Origin of the sequence: Pseudonocardia terrae (assembly GCF_021343995.1) — a bacterium.
Taxonomy (GTDB): Bacteria; Actinomycetota; Actinomycetes; order Mycobacteriales; family Pseudonocardiaceae; genus Pseudonocardia; species Pseudonocardia terrae.
On record NZ_JAJTTE010000022.1, the window covers coordinates 16,112 to 35,604 of the forward strand.

The window sequence follows — 19,493 nt, forward strand, 5'->3', positions numbered from 1 at the left end:
CCAGGTTTCTGATCCTGGCCGTGGCGGTTCGTACGCGCAGCGTGACGACGACGGGGCCCTCGCGTGCCCTTCGCGCCGGGGACGTCACCGATCGTGATCATCCCCGGCGCGGGTCGCCCGGGTCGCCGGGAGCCGGGGGATCAGCCCAGGAGGGCGTCGACGAAGGCCTTCGGCTCGAACGGGGCCAGGTCGTCCGGGCCCTCGCCGAGGCCCACGAGCTTCACCGGCACGCCGAGCTCGCGCTGCACGCGGAAGACGATGCCGCCCTTCGCCGTGCCGTCGAGCTTGGTCAGCGCGATGCCGGTGACCTTGACGACCTCGCCGAACACGCGGGCCTGGATCAGGCCGTTCTGGCCGGTCGTGGCGTCGAGGACGAGGATCACCTCGTCCACCTCGGCCTGCCGCTCGACGACGCGCTTGACCTTGCCCAGCTCGTCCATCAGGCCGGTCTTGGTGTGCAGCCGGCCCGCGGTGTCGAGGATGACGGCGTCGGCGCCGTCCGCGGTGCCGCGCTTGACCGCGTCGAACGCGACCGCGGCCGGGTCGGCCCCCTCGGGACCGCGGACGACGGCGGCACCGGCCCGCTCGCCCCACGTCGTCAGCTGCTCGGCGGCGGCGGCGCGGAAGGTGTCCGCCGCGCCCAGGACGACGTGCCGGCCGCCCGCGACCAGAACGCGGGCCAGCTTGCCGGTGGTGGTCGTCTTGCCCGTGCCGTTGACGCCGACGACGAGCAGGACGCCCGGGCGCCCGTCGTGCGGCAGCGCGCGGATCGAGCGGTTCGCGTCGGTCTCGAGGGCCTCGGTGAGGACGTCGCGGAGCAGCTGGCGGGCCTGGTCCGGGGTGCGGACGGCGCGGCGGGCGAGCTCGTCGCGCAGGGTCTCGACGAGCTCGACGGTCATCTCCGGGCCCAGGTCGGCCTGCAGGAGGGTGGCCTCGACGTCCTCCCACGACTCCTCGTCGAGCTCGCCGCCGCCGAGCAGGCCGAGCAGGCTCTGGCCGAACGCGGAGCGGGAGCGGGAGAGGTTGCCGCGCAGCCGCTCGAGGCGGCCCTCCGCGGGGGCGATCTCCTCGGTGGGGGTGGGCGGCGCGGTCGACGGTGCGGTCGACGGCGTGGTGGACGGGGCCGTGGGTGCCGGCGCGGTCGCGGCGGGCGGAGCCGGCGGGGCGTCGGCGGTGGGCGCAGTGGTCGGCGCCGTGGTGGGCGCGGTGCGCTTCGCGGGCGGGGCCTCAGTGGTGCGCTGCGCGGGCGGGGCTTCCGTGGTGCGCTCCGCGGGCGGGGCCTCGGTGGTGCGCTCCGCGGGTGGGGCCTCGGTGGGGCGCTCCGCGGGTGGGGCCGTCGGAGCAGCGGCCGAAGCGGCGGCTGCGGCGGCGGCCGCGGCTGCGGCGCCGGTGGCGGCCGGAGAAGTCGGGCTCTCGGTCGCGGGGGCCTCGGGGGTCGGAGCCTCGGGGGCGCGGACCTCGAGCGGCGCCTCGGTCGTCGGGGCCTCCGTCGCCGGAGCCCCAGGGGTCGGGGCCTCGGGTGCCGGGGCGGTGGGCGCCGCGGCGGTCGGGATGCCCTTCGGCGGGGTGGCGGTGTCCGGGGCCGTGACGGCGGGGATGCCGTCCGGCGGGGTGCGCGCCTCGGTCGCGGTGCCTCCCGTGGGGAGGCCGCGGGGCGGCGTGCGGACGTCGTCGGCGGTGCCGGTGAGCTCGTCGCCGGGCGGCCGCTCCGTGGGCGGTGTGGGCGCGGACGGCGCAGCGGGCTCCGCGGTCGCGGCAGCGGGCTCCGCGGTCGCGGCGCGGTCGGCCGGCGCCTCCTCCTCGGCCGGGGCGGCCGGCGGCGCGACGGGCGGGGCGGTGTCCGTCGGCGCGGTCCCGGTCGGCACGGTCGACGCAGGTGGGGTGGTCGGCGCGGCCTCGGTCGGGATGGTCGGCGCTGGCGGGGTGGTCGGCGCGGCCTCGGTCGGCGTGGTCGGCGCAGGCGGTGCGGGCGGCGCGGCGGTCCCCGCAGCCGTGTCCGGGGCCGCGGTCTCGGGTGCCTCCTGCTGCGCCTCGTCGGGTGCGGTCGGTGCAGTCGGCGCAGTCGGCGCGGTCGGCGCAGCCGGGGCGGTCGGCGCAGCCGGGGCGGTCGGCGCAGCCGGGGCAGACGGGGCGGTCGGCGCCGCCGGGGCAGACGGGGCGGTCGGCGCCGCCGGGACGGACGGGGCGGTCGGCGCCGCCGGGGCGGACGGAGCGGTCGGCGCCGCGGTCGCAGCGCCCCCGTCCGCGGACGGGCGCTCCGGCGCCTCCTCGGGCGCCTTCTCCTTCTCCTTCGCAGGCGCCGAGGCGGCGGCTGCGGCGGCAGCCCCTCCGGCCAGCGCGGCTCCCCCAGCTGCCGCCGCGGCACCGCCTCGGCGCCGCGGCTCGGGCTCCCGCTCCCGCGCGGGGGGCAGCAGGTCGGGTCCGGGCTCCGCGCGCGGGGGCAGCGTCGGCGTGCCGGTCCCGGCCCCGCTGCCGGCGGAGAAGTCGAAGCCCCCGCTGGCCTTGTAGGTGTTGCCCTGCCTGGGCTTCTCCTCGCCGGGCGGGGTCTCTAGCTCCTCGGGCTCGCGCAGGCTGATCCTGCGTCTGCGGCTGATCGTGAGGCCGGCGACCAGGGCGATCAGCACGACCACCGCGATCACGACCACGATGATCCAGAGGGTCTGCGTCGTCACACCCCCAGCCTGTCACGAGCCGCCCGACCCCACCGGCCGCGGTCGGCGAACCGCCCGGCGGCGCCGCTCAGGGGGCGCTCAGGAGGCCGGCCGCAGCCGCTGCGAGATGACCGTCGTGATGCCGTCGCCGCGCATCGAGACGCCGTAGAGGGCGTCGGCGACCTCCATGGTCGGCTTCTGGTGCGTGATGACGATGAGCTGCGAGGTGGCCCGCAGCTCCTCCATCAGCGAGATGAGCCGGCGGAGGTTGGCGTCGTCGAGGGCGGCCTCGATCTCGTCGAGCACGTAGAAGGGCGACGGCCGGGCCCGGAAGATCGCGACCAGCAGCGCCATCGCGGTCAGCGAGCGCTCCCCGCCGGAGAGCAGCGACAGCCGCTTGACCTTCTTGCCCGGCGGGCGGGCCTCCACCTCGATGCCGGTGGTCAGCATGTCCGAGGGGTCGGTGAGCACCAGTCGACCGTCGCCGCCGGGGAAGAGCGTGGCGAAGACGGTCTCGAACTCCCGCGCCACGTCCTCGTACGCCTGCGTGAAGACCTCGAGGATCTTGTCGTCGACCTCACGGACCACGGTGAGCAGGTCGCGGCGGGTGTTCTTGAGGTCCTCCAGCTGGGTGGAGAGGAAGGTGTAGCGCTCCTCCAGCGCCGCGAACTCCTCCAGCGCGAGCGGGTTGACCTTGCCGAGCAGGGCCAGGTCCTTCTCGGCGCGCTTCGCGCGGCGTTCCTGCGCGGCGCGGTCGTAGGGCATGGCCGGCGGGGCGACGACGTCCTCGCCGCGCTCCTTCGCCGCCTCGTACTCCGCGACCTCGGCCGGCGACGGCGGCACCCCGACCGACGGCCCGTACTCGGCGATCAGGTCGTCGACGGCGATGCCGTGGTCGGCCAGCGCCTTCTCGGTGAGCTGCTCGAGCCGCAGCCGGGACTGGGCGCGGGCCACCTCGTCCCGGTGCACCGCGTCGACCAGCTTGTCGAGCAGCCCGGACAGCCGTCCGGTGGTGGCGCGGGCCTCGGTCAGCGCGGCCTCTCGCTCGGCGCGGGCCGCGGCGACCTCGTCCCGCTCGGCGGCGGCGGAGGCCAGGGACACCTCGATCCGTTCCAACGCTCGGGCCCCGGCCCCGACCACAAGGTCCGCGACGGCGGCGCTGCGCTCCCGCTCGCGTCGCGCGGCCTCCGCGCGCGCCCGGGCCTGCCGTTCCGACGACGCCTGCCGGCGCAGCGAGTCCGCCTTGCCGGCGATCGCCCGGGCCCGCTCCTCGGCGGTGCGCAGCGCGAGCCGGCACTCCACCTCCTCGGACCGGGCCTCGGCCAGCCGCTCGGCGGCGGTGTCGCGGACCTCGGTGTCCGGCTCGTCGTCGACCGGCTCGCCCTCGGCGACCAGCAGCTGCTGCTCCGCCGCCTCCAGCGCGAGCAGCGACTCCGACCGGCGGGCCTCCACGGCGTCCCGCCGCTGGCGCAGCCGCTGGGCCTCCTGCTCGGCGGACCGGACGACCTGCTCCAGCCGCCCGAGCTGGTTGCCCGCGGCCGCACGCCGCTGCTCGGCGGCCCGGCGCTCGGCGGTGGCGGCGTCGACGTCGGCCTTGCGGGCGGCCTCCTCCGCCCGCGCGCCGTCGAGGGCGGGGCGCAGGCGGGCGAGCTCGGCGTCGTTCGCGTCCCGGGCGGCGACGGCCTCGTCGACGGCGGCCTGCACCTCCAGCGCGCTGGACCCGCCGCCCGAGCCGCCGCGCGCCCGGAAGGCCTCCAGCACGTCCCCCTCGGGCGTGACGGCAACGAGGCCGGCCTCCGCCCCGGTCCGGGCCTCGTCGAGGGATCCGACCAGCACGACGCGCTCGAGCAGCGACGCGACGGCGGGCGCCAGCGGCGCCGGGGCGCGCACGGCATCCACCGCCCACCGCCCGACGGGCGCGGCCCCGTGGCCGCCGCCGGACCGGGCCGCGGAGACCTCGACGAGCCCCGCGCCGGCGCCGCCCGCTCCTCCGCCCACCAGCAGCGTCGCGGACCCGTGGTTGCCCGACCGCAGCTCCCGCAGCGCCTCGACCGCAGCGCCGGCGGACTCCACCGCGACCCCCCCGGCCAGCTCGCCGAGCACGGCGGCGACCGCGGTCCGGGCCGCGGGCTCGACCTCCACCAGCTCCGCGACGGCGCCGAGGACCCCGTCCCGCTCCCCGGACAGCAGTGCACCGCTGCCGTCCTTGCGGGCGAGACCGACGGACAGCGCGTCGACCCGCGCCCGCCAGTGCGCCCGCTGCTGCTCCAGCTCGCGCTCCCGGGCGACCAGCTCGCGCACCCGCTCCGCCGCCGACTCCTGCGCCTCGGCGGCGGACTCCACCCGCGCGGCCAGCTCGCCCGAGTCGGCCTCGTCGAGCACGCCGAGCTCCTCGCGCGCGGCCTCCAGCTCCTCGGCCGCGGCGACGATCCGGGCCTCGGCCTCGCCGAGTGCCTCGGACAGCCGCTCGATCTCCTCGGCCGTGGCGGCCGCGCCGCTGCGCAGCGCCTCGGCCTTGCCCGCGAGCGTCGCGAGGCCCGCCTTGCGGTCCGCGATCGCCCGGACGGCCGCCATGTGGGCGCGTTCGGCGGCCTGCAGGGTGCGCTCGTGCTCGGCGCGCTCCTCCAGCACCTCGGCCAGCCGCTGCCGGGCCTCGACCACGGCCGCGACCAGCTCCTCCTCCTGCTCGGCGACGAGGTCGGCCTCGGCGTCGAGCTCGTCCGGGTCCCGGCCCGGGGTGCGCTCGGCCGCGTCGGAGGCCAGGTGCCGGGCTCGCTCCTCGGCCAGCCGCACGGTGCCGCGCAACCGCTCGGCCAGCGACGACAGGGAGTACCAGGTGTCCTGCGCCCGCTGCAGCCGCGGCGCGTCGGCGGCCAGCGCCTCCTCCAGCTCCCCCTGCCGCGCGCGGGCGACGTCGAGCTGCTCGGCGACCTCGGCCCGCCGCTGCCGGGCCTGCTGCTCGTCGGCCTCCTCGCGGGCCAGCGCGTCCCGCAGGGTGACGATGTCGTCCGCCGCGAGCCGGATCCGCGCGTCGCGCAGCTCGGCCTGCACCTGCTGCGCCTTGCGCGCGATCTCCGCCTGCCGGCCCAGCGGCTTGAGCTGGCGGCGCAGTTCGGCGGTGAGGTCGGTGAGCCGGGTGAGGTTGGCCTGCATCGCGTCGAGCTTGCGGAGCGCCTTCTCCTTGCGCTTGCGGTGCTTGAGGACGCCGGCGGCCTCCTCGATGTAGGCGCGCCGCTCCTCCGGCTTGGACCGCAGGATCGCGTCGAGCTGGCCCTGCCCGACCACGACGTGCATCTCCCGACCGATGCCCGAGTCCGAGAGCAGCTCCTGGATGTCGAGCAGCCGGCAGGAGCTGCCGTTGATCTCGTACTCGCCCGCCCCGTCGCGGAACATCCGGCGCGTGATCGAGACCTCGGAGTACTCGATCGGCAGGGCGCCGTCGGAGTTGTCGATGGTCAGCGTGACCTCCGCGCGCCCGAGCGGCTGCCGCCCGGACGTGCCGGCGAAGATCACGTCCTCCATCTTCCCGCCGCGCAGCGCCTTGGCCCCCTGTTCGCCGAGCACCCAGGAGATCGCGTCGACGACGTTGGACTTGCCGGAGCCGTTCGGCCCCACCACGCAGGTGATCCCCGGTTCCAGGCGCAGCGTCGTGGCCGAGGCGAAGGACTTGAAGCCCTTCAGCGTCAGGCTCTTGAGGTGCACGGCGGCGGTCTCCGGGGTGTCTCGGGGGTGAGCGGAGCGTACCGGCCGGCACCGACGGCCCCCGGGCCCGCGCAGGTGCGGGCCCGGGACGGGTCGGGAGCGGGACGGATCAGGGAGCGGTCGCCGCGTTCACGAGCCAGCGCACCCCGTACCGGTCGGTCACCATGCCGAAGAGGTCGCCCCACATCTGCTTCTCGAAGGGCACCTCGACCACACCGCCCTCCGCGAGACCGGCGAACCAGCCCTCGAGCTTGCCCTGCTCGTCCCCGGAGAGGCTGACCGAGACCGCCGAGCGGCCCGCCGCCCGCTCGGGGTCGCCGTCGGAGGCCATGAGGACGAACCCGTCCGGCGTGGTGAGCATGGCGTGCATGACGCCCTCCGGCGGCGGGACGGGCCCCTCGGCGCCCATCTCCCCGAAGGTGCTGATCTGCAGCTCGCCGCCGAGGACGGAGCGGTAGAACTCCATGGCCGCGCGGGCCTCGGTCTCGAAGCTCAGGTAGGGGTTCAGCCGGACGGTCATGCGGTGCTCCCTCGTCGTGGTGTGGATCGGACCGTAGCCCCGGGGACCGACGAGAAGGGGACGCGCCGCCCGCGGTCAGGCCTCGACGAACCCGTCGAACCCGCCCTTCGGGTCGCCCCACTGCTCGACGACCTCCTCGACCCGGCCCGGCGTCCCTTCGCCGCGCAGCAGGCCCAGCAGCCGCTCGCACCGCTCCCGCTCACCCTCCGCGACCACGGCGACCCGGCCGTCGGCGAGGTTGCGGGCCTGCCCGACGAGCCCGAGCTCGAGCGCACGCGACCGCGTCCACCAGCGGAAACCCACGCCCTGCACCCGGCCCCGCACCCACGCGGTGAGCCGAACGGTCGAATCGTCGTTGCTGCTCATCGCCTTGCTACGTTACCGGGCCGTGACCGGTCCGGTGCCCCGCACACGGGCGCTCCCCCTCCTGGCCGGGCTCGCCCTCGGGGCGCTGCTCGCGGCCCTCGGCGTCACGGCCGTCGTGCCCGACGCCTGGTCCGTCGCGCTCGCCGGGGACGTCTCCCCCGACCCCGGCCCGGCTCCCGCCACGGCCACCCTCACCCCCGCCGCCGGGCCGGCCCCGCCCGCGGGCACGCCGTTCGCGGCCCCGGCGGCCACGACCACGATCCCGCCGCCCACCACGGCCGTGCCGGCGGCCACCAGGACCACGGCGACCACCACGCCCCCGCGCCCGACGCCGACCATCACCCGGCCCGCGCCGACCACCGCCCCGCACCCGGTCGCCGCCGGGCCGGTCGCCGAGGTCGTCGCGCTGACCAACCGGGCCCGGGCCGAGGCCGGCTGCGCCGCCCTCACCACCGACGCCCGCATCACCCGCGCCGCCCAGGCGCACAGCGACGACATGGCCGCCCGGGACTACTTCGAGCACGACAGCCCCGAAGGCCGCTCGTTCGCCGACCGCGTCGCGGCCGCCGGCTACCCCGCGCCCGGCGCCGAGAACATCGCGATGGGCCAGCGCACCGCGCAGGCGGTCGTCCAGGCCTGGTTGGACTCCCCCGGGCATCGCCGCAACATCGAGGACTGCTCGCTCACCACCATCGGTGTCGGTCTTTCGACCGACGGGTACTACTGGACCCAGGACTTCGGCCGCTGATCCCCCGTACGCTTCCGGCCGGAAGTCGCACGTGGGAGGTGTCGTGATGTCCGTCGTGGACAATGCGGTGTACGTCGACGGGCGGCGGGCCGAGGAGCCCGGGTCCCTGGACCAGACCGTCGAGACCCTGCAGAAGTGCGGCGACGGCAAGGCCACCTTCTGCTGGATCGGCATGCTCCGCCCCGGGCCCGACGACATCAGGGCCGTCGAGGAGGAGTTCGGGCTGCACGAGCTCGCCGTCGAGGACACCCTGCACGGCCACCAGCGACCCAAGCTGGAGCGCTACGGCCACACGGAGTTCGCGGTGCTGCGCCCGGCCCGCTACGCCGACGACGAGGAGGAGGTGGAGCTCGGCGAGATCCACCTGTTCCTGGGCCCGGACTTCGTGGTGACGGTGCGGCACGCCGAGGAGCCGAACCTCGCCGCCGTCCGCCGCCGGCTCGAGGAGGACCCCGAGCTGCTGGCCCACGGCCCCTTCGCCGTCTTCTACGCCGTGCTGGACAAGGTCGTCGACGACTACGGCCCCGTGCTCGACGGGCTCCAGAACGACGTCGACCAGATCGAGGACCAGGTGTGGAACGCCGACCCCGCGGTCTCCCGGCGCATCTACAAGCTCACCCGCGAGGTCATCGAGTTCCAGCGCGCCGTCGACCCGCTCGTGGAGATCTTCGACGAGCTGCGCACCCGCTTCGGCAAGCAGAGCACCACCCCCGACCTCGAGCTCCGCCGGCTGATGCGCGACGTCCAGGACCACGCCACCCGGGCCCGCGAGCGCACCCAGGGCCTGCGCGACCTGCTCGCGAACATCCTCACGGTCAACTCCACGCTCGTCGCGCAGCGGCAGAACGACGAGATGACCCGGCTGACCGAGGCCGGGTTCGTGCAGAACGAGCAGATGAAGAAGGTGTCGTCCTGGGCGGCCATCGCCTTCGCCCCGAGCCTCGTGGCCGGTATCTACGGGATGAACTTCACCCACATGCCGGAGCTGGACTGGTACTACGGGTACCCGTTCGCCTTCGGGCTGATGCTGGTGCTCGGCCTTCTGCTCTACCTGGGCTTCAAACGCCGCGGCTGGCTCTAGTCCCGATGCGATCTTCCCCAGGTCAGGAGTACTTTCCCCGTTACAGAGAGCGAAACGTCCGGCACGCTCGCACCGAGTAGTGGACTAGGCGCGCGGAGGAGTCCACGCGCCCAGGCGGTTCGTCGTCGGGGGGTCCGATGTGGGACGAACGGTGGCTGGCGAGAGCACTGCTGGAGTTCACGGACACGCTCGGCAGCCGGTTCGACGAGGACGAGTTCGCGCAGCGGCTCTCCTGCCGCTGCGGTGAGCTGACCGGGGTCGGCTGCACGGGGGTCGCGCTCGCGGCGCCGAAGGGTGGGCTGCGGCTCGCGGCCGCGAGCGAGCCCGTCGGGCGGATGCTGCACGCTGTGCAGGTCCGGTACGGGCAGGGACCGGCCCTGACCTGCTACCACTCCGGGCGGACCGTGCACGTCGGCGACCTGACCGCGATGACGTCCCGGTGGCCGGCGTTCGCCGCGGCCGTCGGCGGGGCCGGGTTCCGCGGGGTGCACGCCGTCCCGCTGCGCCGGCACGACGTCGGCGTCGGCACGGTGAGCCTGTACCTGCGCGGGGCCCCGGACCTCACACCCCGGACGGCGGGCGCGCTGGAGGCGCTGGCCGCCGCGGCGGCGGTGGGCATCCTCCAGCAGCGGTCACGCCGGAACCACGAGGTCCTCGCCCGTCAGCTGCAGGAGGCGCTCGACCGGCGCATCGTCGTCGAGCAGGCGAAGGGGATGCTGGCCGAGCGGCTGAGCGTCGACCCGCAGGAGGCCTTCGAACGGCTCCGCGCGCACGCCCGCCGCTACCGCCGCACGGTGCACGGCCTCGCGGCCGCGATCGTCGACACGCCGGCCGGACCGGACCTGCACGGGCTCACCCTCCCGAATCCGGCCCCATGCGCAGTCTGCGGGTGACGACGGCGCGCGCGACCTCGACGAGGGGCGTGCCGGTCTCGTCTGCGTAGACCCCCAGCCGGCGGCGGGCCTCGTCGACGCCCACCCCGAGCTGGATCGCGACCATGCCGGCCGCCTGCAGCACGACCGCCTGGTCCGCGTCCGCCACGCCGGCGTCCACGTCGTCCGGCGAGCCGTCCCCCTCCGTCCCCGGTGCAGCGAGGAGGACCGCGCCCGCCGCGTCGGCGAAGGCCGCGGCGCGGACGAGGGCTTCCGGTGTCGAGCCGATCGGCCCGCCGCTGACCAGGGTCAGGGTGCCGACCACGACCGTGCCGACCCGGACCGGGAGGGCCGCGAACTCCGCGACACCCGCCCGGGCCGCGAAGTCCGCGAAGGTGCCCGGCCCGGTCGGGCCGTCCGCGACGACCACCGCGCGACCCCTCACGGCCTCCACCGCGGGCCCGCGGCCGGTCGCCTGGTGCCACTCCTCGGCGGCGCGGCTGCGGGCGTCGGTGGCGGCGAGCAGCAGGCGCCCGCGCGGGCTGACCGCCGTCAGCGCCACGCCGTCCACCCCGAGGTCGTCCGCGCAGGCGCGGCACACGTCCGCAGGTTCGACGGTGGGTGAGCCGCGTCGTTGCGCGGCCGCGGTGACCAGGGACCACACGCCCGACGGGCGGCCGCCCCCGGCACCGGCATCGCCGGCCATGTGGACCCCCCTCCGTCGGACGACGGGTGCGGCACGAGGCCGCGTCGGATCGCGGAGGACCCTGCGCTGACGACGGTCAGTGAACCAGACCCACCCGGTCCCCGCCGCCGTCGCGACCGTGCGTCACCACCAGGGGTGACAGCCGTTCCCCCGCTCGGTTGGCGCCGACCTGCGTGCGCGGCTCGGTCCGCACCCCCACCCTCGCGGGGACGGGCGCCGGCCCGGCCAGATCGGCGTACGTGCCGACGCGCGCGCGGGCGCCGTCGAGCACCAGGACCCGGTCGGCCCGGGCGGCCGAGCCCGTCCGGTGGGCCACGACCAGCAACGTTCCGCCCCGCTCCCGGAAGGCCTGCTCGGCGACCTGCTCCGCGGCGGGGTCGAGATGGCAGCAGGCCTCGTCGAGGATGCAGAACCGGGCCCGGGACAGGTGGGCCCTGGCCAGCGCGAGGAGCTGGCGCTGCCCCGACGACAGCGTCGCCGGGACGACCGTCCCCCGGTAGCCGCCCAGGCCTTCGACCAGCTCCTCGGCGCCCACCGCCCGGACGCTCCGGTGCATCGCGGCCGGATCGGCGAACGGGGTGAGGTAGCCGAGATTCTCCTCGACGCTGCCCTGGAACAGGTAGGCCTGCTGCGGCACCAGCGTGATCGCGGCGTGCCGGACCCGCGGGTGCAGGGCGGCCACGGGCATCCCGCCGAGCCACACCTCGCCGGCGGCCGGCGGCAGCAGCCCCGCGAGGAGCAGGGTGAGCGTGGACTTGCCGCCCCCGCTCGGCCCCACCACGGCCAGGTGCTCGCCGTCGGCGAGGTCCAGGTCGAGGTCCTCGACGACGGGCGCGGAGTGCGGTCCGTACGCGAAGGTCAGCCCGCGGGCCCGGACGCCGGCCTGCACGGGCGGGACCGGGATCAGCCGCCGCACGGGTACGTGCCGGCGGCGCGCCCATGCGGGCTCCGTGCTCGGGCGCGCGGGCGGGCGCGGCGCCGGCACGGTGCCCCGCTCCGAACCCGCCGCGGCGGTTCCGTCCGTTCTGGCGCCGTCCGTCGTGGCGTCGATCTCCGCCAGCCGCCGCACGGTCACGAACAGCTGCAGCGCCATGCTCCCCACGACGTGCACGAGCGACGAGAGCGCCGGGCCGAGCGACACCAGCAGGTAGCTCGTCGCACCGACGAGCTCGCCGGCCGTCAGCACCCCGTTGCCGACCAGCAGGGGTCCGGCCAGCAGCAGGGCCGCCAGCGGCACCTGGGCACCGAGCGCGACGATCAGGATCCGTACCACGGTGGCGCGCCCGAGGGCGCGGGTGGCGGCGACCTGCTCGTCGATGCGCTCGTGCAGGACGTCCGCGGCGCGGTCCCCGGCCTGGCAGGCCAGCACGTCGCGCAGGCCGAAGAGGACCCCGGCGGTCTCGGTGGCGATCGCCTCCTCGGCCAGGACGGTGCGCCGCTGGCGGCGGGCCAGCGGCCGCAGCAGCAGGCCGAACAGGAGCAGCGCCGCGACCAGCGGCGGGACCACGAGGGCGAGCAGCACCGGGGACAGCAGGGCGAGGCCGGCCACGCCCGCCACGAGCCCGACGGCGACCCCCCGGGCCGTGCGCAGCAGGGCGGCGCCGGTGAGCCGCACGCTCTCCACCTGCCCGGTGAGCCGGGCGACGGCCGCCGCGTCGCCGCCGTCGTGGCCCGGGGCGGTGCCGGCGACGGCGCTGCGCAGGGTCGCCGCCACCACGTGGCGGACGAGGTGGTCGCGGAGGGCCTCCGCGATGCGGGCCACCCGCGGCACGATCTGCCGGGTGGCCAGGGCCCCGCACAGCGCCAGGACGAGGAGCGCCCCCAGCAGGGCCACCCCGAGCCCGGGCCGGTCGGCGAGGAAGCCGTCGTCGAGCGCGGTGGCCACCAGCCGCCCGGTCACCACGGCCGGCACCCCCTCGCACACGCTGAACCAGAGGAGTCCGACCCAGGCCGGGCGGGTTCCGCGCATCCCGGCCCGCAGCAGCGCGACCGGGGTGGTCGGCCCGGTGGAGAGCGCCGTCCGGCCGCTCACGGCGTCACCGCCATCGCGGCGCCGGCCGTCACGAACAGCGCCCGGTACTCCGGGTTCCCCCACAGCTCGGCGTGCGGGGCATGGGCGCGGATCCGGCCCTCGTGCAGCCAGACGACCCGGTCCGCCGCCGCCGCGGTCGGCGCCTTCCGGGTGACGATCAGCCGCGTGCGCCCCCGCAGCACGGTCGCGAGCGCCTGCTCGACCTCGGCCTCCGTGGCGCTGTCGAGGCTCGCGGTGGCGTCGTCGACGACCGTGATGCGGGCGTCCTGGGCCACCGCCCGGGCCAGGCCGAGCCGCTGGAGCTCGCCCCCGGAGAGCGGGGCGTCGGCCGGCGGCGTGCGGTACCCGAGCGGGAGCATGTCCACGAAGCGGTCGGCGTGGGCGGCACGCGCCGCGTCGGCGACGGTCCGGTCGTCGGCGTCCGGGCGGCCGTACCCGATCGCCTCGGCGAGGGTGGCGCCGGGCAGCGCGGGGCGTTCGAAGGCGTAGGCGACGGTACGCCGGAGGGTGGCGGCGTCGAGCTCGTCGATCGAGCGGCCGTCGACCACCACGACCCCCTCGTCCGGGCGGTACAGCCTGCCGAGCAGCCCGACAAGCACGGTCTTGCCCGCGCCGGACGCGCCGACGACCGCGGTGCAGCCCCCCGGCACGAGCAACAGGTTCACGTCGTCCAGGACGGTGCGGCCGGCGAGCCGGACGGTCACGCCGGACAGACGCGCGCGGCCGGGGCCGCTCGCCGGGCCGGGCTGCCGTGGCCCGGGCGCCGGGCCCGGGGAGGGCTCGTCGACGATCGCGGCGAGCCGGGCCGCGGCGGCGCGGCACTGCGCGATCTCCAGGACGGTGTCCACCGCCCGCACCCCGTTGAGCACGAGCTCGGCGTAGCCGACCGCCGCGACCGCGGCCCCGACGGTCAACCGCCCCTGGGCCACGCCGAGGCCGGCCACCGCCAGCACCACGATCCGCACCACCGGGGCGAGCAGGGCGAAGGACCAGCCGAGATCCCGCTGCTGCGCCCAGAACCGCGCGCCCGCCGCGCGCAGGGCGGGGAGCGGGGCGAGCACCCGGGTGATCTCGGCCCCGACGGTGCCGCTGGCGCGGATGGTCCGTCGCCCCGCGAGCGCGTCGGTGAGCCGGGCCGCGACCGCGGCCTGGGTCTGCTGGTAGTCGGTGAAGGCGTCGACCGTCCGGCGGGCGAACCGGCGGGCGAGCAGGACGCCCACGGGCACCAGCGTCAGCACCGCCGCCGCGGTCCATACGTCGACGAGGGCGAGCGCGACCAACGCGACCACGGCGACGAGCAGCCCGGTCAGCACCCCGACGGTCATCGCCGGCACACGTCCGGCGGCCGCGGCGATCCCGGTGAGGCGGGCGGTCGCGTCACCGGCCGGCACGTCCGCGGACCCGGAGAAGCCCCGGGCGAGCAGGCCCGCCACGCCCCGGCGGCGGAGCCATGCGGTGCTCCGGGCGACCCCGGTGGTCGTCGCCAGGGCGCCGAGGGCGGCGGAGGCCACCCCGGTGGCCACGACGGCGAGCAGGAGCAGCACGGCCGTGGACGGACCGACACCTGCCGGCGGTGCGAGCACGGAGTCGATGGCCGCGGCCAGGGCTGCGGGTGCGAGGAGGGAGCTCGCCGCGGCCAGCACGCCGGCCGCGATCGAGACCACTGCGGTGGCGGGGGTGTGGCGGGCCGCGGCCCACAGCAACCGGGAGGCGGTGGGCCCGGTGGGCTGGGTGGGCTCGCTGAGCTCCGCCGAGGGTCGGCGCATGGGCGCTCCCGGGCTCGGACCGGGCCCGTGCCCGGTCGGGAATGGCGGCGGACGGGGGCCGATCGCCGCGAGGCGGGGGGTGGAATGCTGAAGGCGTGTGCGAGGGCGGTAACGGCGCCCTCGCACACGCCTCGTTCAGCAAGGGCCGCGAGCGGCCGGTGCGTCAGTGAGGGGCCACGACGTTGACGGCCGTGACGTTGCAGGTGACCTTGCAGTCGACGTCGTTCGTCTGGTAGATGATCTGCGTCCAGTCGATGTCCAGGCCGGTGGTCGGCCCCTCCGGCAGCTCCTGCAGGGCGTCGATGTGCGTCGTGTACATGTGCTTCATCTCCTTGTGGATCTCATCCCCGCTCCGACGGCGAGGGCTTCGCGTCACGCCTCGTTGATATTCGTGACGTTGCAGGTGTAGTAGCAGGCGACGATGTTCACCTGGATGACGATCTCGTTGTTGAAGTCGCCACAGAGCGCCGCCGGCATGCTCTCCGGCAACGTCTCCAGGGCCACGACCTCCCGGGTCACCTCCACCCCTTCACCCCCTCTCACCGTCGGGACGGGTCTCGCCGCGGTCGCGGCAAGTTCTCGCGCCCGGGCCGGCGGCCAGGAAGGCCAGCACGGTCCGCGGCAGATCGGGCGCAGCGGCGTCGTCGAGCACGCCGTGCCCCGCGCCGGGGTACTCGAGGTAGCGCGGCGCGGCCCCGGCGGCGCGCAACGCGTCGCGGACGGCGCGCGCCTGCGAGACGGGGACCACGTCGTCCGCGGTGCCGTGGGCGAGCAGGACGCGGGCGGTGACCGCCGGGGCGAACCGCGTCACGTCACGCTCGCCGAGACCGTCCTCGACCGGGGCCAGGCCGTCCAGCCGGTCGATCATCGCCCGGACCGCGGGTCCGGCCTCCGGGTACAGCCGCTCCGCGGAGGCGAACGGCGCCACCGCGACGACGTGCGACCACAGACCGGGGTCGACCCCGGCGGCCAGCAGCGCGAGGAACGCCCCGTAGCTCGCCCCGAGCAGGCGCAGCGGTGCTCCGGCGTCCGCGGCCAGGTCGCGGGCGAGGCCGAGCAGGTCGGCCAGGTCCGGGCCGCCCCAGGCACCCCGGCCGGTGTGCTCGTCACGGGGACCGGCACCCGACCCGCCACGCAGGTTCGGCGCGACGACCAGCAGCCCGGCCGCGGCGAGCTCGTGCATCAGCGGGTCGTAGGTCAGCCGCCACGCCCCGATCGGGCCCCCGTGCAGGGCGAGCAGCACCGCGTGCGCGGTGGCCCGGTCCCCGTGGACCACGGCCTCGATCGGTCCGGCGGGTCCGGCGAGGACGGTGTGCTCCACCGGCGTCCGGGGGTGGCCCCCGCCGTCGGGGTGCAGGGTGAACCGCCCGGTCGTCGGCGGGGTCAGCTCGGCCAGCCCGGCCGGCGAGGCCGGCCCGGTGAACGGGAACCGGAGGACGTCCTCTCCCCAGTGCGCCGAGCCGCCGATCACGCCGGGCGGCACCGGGACGGGCGCGAGCTCGTCGGCGCCCGGCCGGTAGAGCGCGAGGCGGGCCCGGCAGGGCTCGTCGAGCTGCAGGAGCACCCGCTGCCCGCGGGGGTCCAGGGCGAGCGGCCACACCCGGCACTTCTCGGTGCTGCGCAGCACGTCGGGGAAGGCGAGCGGGCCGCGGCCGTGGTCGCCGGCCCAGCCGAGCCGGTCCGCACCCCGCCCGACGATCAGCAGCCCGGTCTCCGGTGCGCACAGCAGCGGCCGCACCCCCTCGTCGGTCCGGTCGGACAACGGCCGGGTCGTGCCGTCGAGCGTGTCGATCACCAGGGGCCGCATCCGCCCGTCGGTCAGGCAGCCGAAGGCCAGCGAGCGGCCCGCGGAGTCCAGCCAGGAGCCGCCGACGACGATGCCTTGCACCCGACCGACCTCGACGGGACCGTCCACGCCGACCCGCCACAGTCGGCTGGTCCCGTCCCGCTCGGTGCTGAGCGCCCAGCCCAGCGCGTCACCGGACGCACCGCCGGCCGTGCCCATGTCGGTGGGCCCGGCGATGAGCCGCAGCCCCTGCGCGTCCACGACGCCGAGGAGCCGGGCCGTCCCGTCCGGGTTCACCAGGGTGAGGTGGTGCTGAGCGTCGATCGGGCGCGTGACCAACAGGCTCCCGTCGTCGAGCGGGATCGGCTGCGTCCAGCGGGTCTCCGGTTGCTCGGCAGGTACGAGCCGGTGCCGGGGCGGGTCGAAAGACCACGCCTCCACCTGATACCGGCCTCCGCGGCCCACCAGGCACACGCCGTGCCGGCCGGACGGGGAGAACCGGAAGCCGAGGCGGCCCGGAGGGCGGACGGCCGGCGTCGTCGGAGCGACCGCCGATGCAGGCCGGTCGACAACCTCGTCTACCATCCAGGCGCGGGCACCGCCCCGCTCGAGCCGCAGCAGGAAGCGGAGCACGCCGGCGAGGCCGGTACCGGCGTCGGCGACGACGTCGCTGCCACTCTCGTCCGCCACGAGCAGCCGACCCTCGCGCCGACAGTGCCGCAGCGCCGCGGCCTCGGCGAGGTCCTCCGCCCACTCCCGCAGCCGGGGGTCGTCGAGCAGGGCGGCCGCGTCGAGCAGGAACTCGCCGTTGCCCGCGAGACCGTGGCAGGCCGAGGGCAGGGACAACCAGCGGGCCCGGTGCACGGCGACCGCGGCCGCCGCGGCCAGCTCGGCGTGGCGCTCCCGGCGCGAGATCCGCCAGGCCCGGAGCAGGAAGGTCCCGATGCCGGACGAGCCGTTGCACCAGTGCACCAGGCGCTCCCGCCCGCCCGGGGCCTCCGGCCACCAGGCGGCGCCGTCGTCGAGGACCGCGGCGTCGCAGAGGGTGTCCGCTGCGGCGAGCGCGAGCTCGGTGGCCCGGCCGTCGCCGGTCGCGGCACCGGCCGCCAGCAGGAAGTAGCCGATGCCCGCGGCGCCGTGGGCGAAGCCGTAGTGCCGCACCCCGGCGAGCTCGGAGTCCAGCTCGGGCGGCACCGGCCAGAGCACCGTGCCGCCGTTCCGCTCGGCGGCGGCCATGAGGTCGTCGGCGCAGCGGCGGGCCCGGTCCCGTAGGGCGTCGATGCCGGTGACCGACCACAGGTGCAGGGCCGCCAACCCGGCTCCTGCGAGCCCGTGGGTCACGTCGGGATTGACCGGGCGGGGAATCGGAATCCCCGCCGCCGTCTGCACGCCGGCGGCGACGAGATCCGGATCGCCGAGGGCGGCACCCGCGTCGTGCAGCGCCCAGGCGGTGCCGGAGCGGCCGAAGTACAGGCCCGGGAGCCGCCGGGGCTCCGCGGCGGCCCGCCGGCGCAGCCAGCCGGCCGCGGTCGCCACCGCGTCGCGCAGCTCGCCCCGCCGCTCGTCCGTCGAGCCGGCGAGCGCGGCGGTGAGCGTGCCGAGCACCCCTGCGGCGCCGTGCTGCACGGCCGCCGGGTCGAAGGCCGCGCGACGCCCGGCCGGCCAGAGGCGGTCGGTGCGGTCCGGCGTCATGGTCGCGAGCAGGTGGTCGAGCCCGTCGCGCAGTAGCCGGGCGCGGTCCGGACGTGCCGGGCGTGAGACGGCCGGAACGGCCGGTGCGGCGGCCGCCGCGGGCGCGAGCAGCCGCTGCACCCGCGACAGCGGGGCCCGGTCACGCGGGTCGTCGGCGAGGAGGGCGGCGATCGCCGGACGCAGGGCCCGCGCGGCCTCGTGGTCCCGGGCGACGGCGTCGAGCCAGGCGAGCAGGCGCGGCGCCGACGGCGTGGCGCCGGCCGGGCGGTCGGGGGGCAGCAGCGGGTCGCTGCCGGTGGCGAGCAGGAAGAACAGGCAGCCCAGGGCGTACCGGTCCTCGGTGAGAGCGGCGACCGGCTCGGGGCCGGGCCCGTCGTGCTCGGGGGCGCGGTAGCCCGGGGTGCCGCCCCGCCGGGCGCGCGCCCCGGCGAGTGCGGCGAGCTCGAGGTCGACGACGGCCGGCAGGCCCGCGGCGTCGACCAGGACGTTCGTGGGGCTCAGGTCGCGCAGCACCACCCCGCGGCGGTGCACCTCCGCCACCAGCAGGACCAGGCGCCGGGCCAGCTCGAGCGCTGCATCGGCCGGGACGCCCCGGCCGGGACGGCAGTGGGCCCCTATCCAGGTCCGGAGCGGCGCGCGGTCGAGGTGCTCCTCCACCAGGAACCGGTCGCCGTCCTGGGTGAAGGTGGCGAGCAGCCGAGGCACCAGCCCGGTGGGCGCGAGCAGGCGCAGCATCTCCGCCTCGTGGCGGATCGCGTCGCGGGCGTCACGGCCGGACTCGTCGGCCTCGGCGTGCGCGCGGCCCTGCTTCACCACCACGGTCCCGCCGAGCACCGCGTCGTCGGCCAGGTAGATGCCGCCCTTGGTGGAGTGCCGCAGCGCGGCGCGCACGGTGAAGCGGTCCCCGAGCAGCACCGCGCGCGGGCCGGCCGTTCCCTCCTCGACCTGGGGAATCGGGCAGGTGACCCAGGGCGGCGGGGTGTAGCGGGGCTCGCGCCGGTCGGTCTCGGCCAGACCCTCCGGCGTCAGCACCACGCCGCGGTACACGCCGTCGACGGTCAGCTCCGCGGGCTTGTCGAAGGCGCCGTAGCGATAGTGCACGACGCCGCCGGTCCGGTAGGCGCGGTCGGAGAGGATGCGCGGGCCGGCCAGGCCCTGCGTCGCGGCGTCGAGCTCGTCGGCCAGCGCGACGAACTCCTCGTCGTCACGGGGGTAGACCGTGATGACCTTCCCCGCCTGCGCCCGGTCGCACTCGCGGCTGCCCAGCAGCCGCACCGCGGCGAGGTCGGGCGCGAACTTGAAGGCGACCCGCTGCGCGGCCAGGCACGGGACGATCCCGCGCAGCACGGCCTGCGCCGTGCGCGGCGTCGCCGAGAGGTGCAGCTTCCAGCCCGCGTCGCGCGGGAGGCGCCCGGCGGGCGTCGCGGTACACCAGGTGTCGCCGCGGTGCAGCGTCCACCCCGGCTCCGCGTCCGCCAGCAGCTCCGCCACCAGCACGGTCAGGTCCGCGGGGTCGGGGTGCGGGCGGGCGGCGGGACCCCCGATCCGCGTCATCCCCAGGGCTGGACACT

13 protein-coding genes are annotated in these 19,493 nt (G+C 76.9%); 3 read left to right on the plus strand and 10 right to left on the minus strand.

The window, feature by feature from the left end; genetic code table 11:
• Window positions 1-140: 140 nt before the first annotated feature.
• The 4 genes from ftsY to LWC33_RS16385 all read right to left on the minus strand — a co-directional run bounded on the left by ftsY (window position 141) and on the right by LWC33_RS16385 (window position 7,239).
• A complete protein-coding gene (gene ftsY / locus LWC33_RS36560) occupies window positions 141-2,672 on the minus strand; it encodes a signal recognition particle-docking protein FtsY (RefSeq protein WP_233305248.1) in 2,532 nt (843 codons plus the stop codon).
• A 78-nt stretch (window positions 2,673-2,750) separates the two neighbouring features.
• Window positions 2,751-6,353 carry a chromosome segregation protein SMC gene (gene smc, locus LWC33_RS16375; RefSeq protein ID WP_233305249.1) on the minus strand — a complete coding sequence of 1,201 codons (3,603 nt, stop codon included), beginning with the start codon at window positions 6,351-6,353 and terminating at the stop codon, window positions 2,751-2,753.
• 109 nt (window positions 6,354-6,462) lie between these two features.
• Complete coding sequence (locus tag LWC33_RS16380) at window positions 6,463-6,873, minus strand: VOC family protein (protein ID WP_233305250.1); 411 nt, start codon at window positions 6,871-6,873, stop codon at window positions 6,463-6,465.
• 75 nt (window positions 6,874-6,948) lie between these two features.
• On the minus strand, window positions 6,949-7,239 hold the full coding sequence (locus LWC33_RS16385) for an acylphosphatase (RefSeq protein WP_233305251.1): 291 nt from the start codon (window positions 7,237-7,239) through the stop codon (window positions 6,949-6,951).
• A gap of 22 nt (window positions 7,240-7,261) precedes the next feature.
• Between LWC33_RS16385 and LWC33_RS16390 the strand changes: the two genes are divergently transcribed.
• From LWC33_RS16390 to LWC33_RS16400, 3 genes are all read left to right on the plus strand, one after another.
• Window positions 7,262-7,987 carry a CAP domain-containing protein gene (locus tag LWC33_RS16390; protein WP_233305252.1) on the plus strand — a complete coding sequence of 242 codons (726 nt, stop codon included), beginning with the start codon at window positions 7,262-7,264 and terminating at the stop codon, window positions 7,985-7,987.
• A gap of 46 nt (window positions 7,988-8,033) precedes the next feature.
• Window positions 8,034-9,068 (plus strand): magnesium and cobalt transport protein CorA, encoded by a 1,035-nt coding sequence (locus LWC33_RS16395; RefSeq protein WP_233305253.1) that lies wholly within the window; start codon window positions 8,034-8,036, stop codon window positions 9,066-9,068.
• 137 nt (window positions 9,069-9,205) lie between these two features.
• Window positions 9,206-9,961, plus strand: a complete 756-nt coding sequence (locus tag LWC33_RS16400; RefSeq protein WP_233305254.1) for a GAF and ANTAR domain-containing protein — start codon at window positions 9,206-9,208, stop codon at window positions 9,959-9,961.
• On the opposite strand, the gene LWC33_RS16405 is transcribed toward LWC33_RS16400, so the two are convergent.
• The 6 genes from LWC33_RS16405 to lanL all read right to left on the minus strand — a co-directional run bounded on the left by LWC33_RS16405 (window position 9,921) and on the right by lanL (window position 19,476).
• Complete coding sequence (locus tag LWC33_RS16405) at window positions 9,921-10,646, minus strand: ANTAR domain-containing protein (protein WP_233305255.1); 726 nt, start codon at window positions 10,644-10,646, stop codon at window positions 9,921-9,923. The two genes, LWC33_RS16400 and LWC33_RS16405, sit on opposite strands and share 41 nt — an antisense overlap.
• Before the next feature lie 76 nt (window positions 10,647-10,722).
• On the minus strand, window positions 10,723-12,678 hold the full coding sequence (locus LWC33_RS36065) for an ATP-binding cassette domain-containing protein (RefSeq protein WP_233305256.1): 1,956 nt from the start codon (window positions 12,676-12,678) through the stop codon (window positions 10,723-10,725).
• Window positions 12,675-14,444, minus strand: a complete 1,770-nt coding sequence (locus LWC33_RS16415; RefSeq protein WP_233305257.1) for an ATP-binding cassette domain-containing protein — start codon at window positions 14,442-14,444, stop codon at window positions 12,675-12,677. Before LWC33_RS16415 ends, LWC33_RS36065 begins: the two co-directional genes overlap by 4 nt.
• A gap of 163 nt (window positions 14,445-14,607) precedes the next feature.
• Window positions 14,608-14,763 (minus strand): hypothetical protein, encoded by a 156-nt coding sequence (locus tag LWC33_RS16420; protein WP_233305258.1) that lies wholly within the window; start codon window positions 14,761-14,763, stop codon window positions 14,608-14,610.
• Window positions 14,764-14,816: 53 nt separating this feature from the next.
• Complete coding sequence (locus LWC33_RS16425; protein ID WP_233305259.1) at window positions 14,817-14,963, minus strand: hypothetical protein; 147 nt, start codon at window positions 14,961-14,963, stop codon at window positions 14,817-14,819.
• A gap of 10 nt (window positions 14,964-14,973) precedes the next feature.
• The gene (gene lanL / locus LWC33_RS16430; protein WP_233305260.1) at window positions 14,974-19,476 is read right to left on the minus strand and encodes a class IV lanthionine synthetase LanL; all 4,503 of its coding nucleotides are present in this window, start codon (window positions 19,474-19,476) and stop codon (window positions 14,974-14,976) included.
• Window positions 19,477-19,493: the final 17 nt, after the last annotated feature.

Excerpts from the sequence above, each read along its gene's own strand:
- LWC33_RS16380 (WP_233305250.1), bottom strand. The coding sequence starts at position 6,873 with ATGACCGTCCGGCTGAACCCCTACCTGAGCTTCGAGACCGAGGCCCGC.
- LWC33_RS16385 (WP_233305251.1), bottom strand. The coding sequence starts at position 7,239 with ATGAGCAGCAACGACGATTCGACCGTTCGGCTCACCGCGTGGGTGCGG.
- LWC33_RS16395 (WP_233305253.1), top strand. The coding sequence starts at position 8,034 with ATGTCCGTCGTGGACAATGCGGTGTACGTCGACGGGCGGCGGGCCGAG.
- LWC33_RS16400 (WP_233305254.1), top strand. The coding sequence starts at position 9,206 with ATGTGGGACGAACGGTGGCTGGCGAGAGCACTGCTGGAGTTCACGGAC.
- LWC33_RS16405 (WP_233305255.1), bottom strand. The coding sequence starts at position 10,646 with ATGGCCGGCGATGCCGGTGCCGGGGGCGGCCGCCCGTCGGGCGTGTGG.
- LWC33_RS16415 (WP_233305257.1), bottom strand. The coding sequence starts at position 14,444 with ATGCGCCGACCCTCGGCGGAGCTCAGCGAGCCCACCCAGCCCACCGGG.
- LWC33_RS16420 (WP_233305258.1), bottom strand. The coding sequence starts at position 14,763 with ATGTACACGACGCACATCGACGCCCTGCAGGAGCTGCCGGAGGGGCCG.
- lanL (WP_233305260.1), bottom strand. The coding sequence starts at position 19,476 with ATGACGCGGATCGGGGGTCCCGCCGCCCGCCCGCACCCCGACCCCGCG.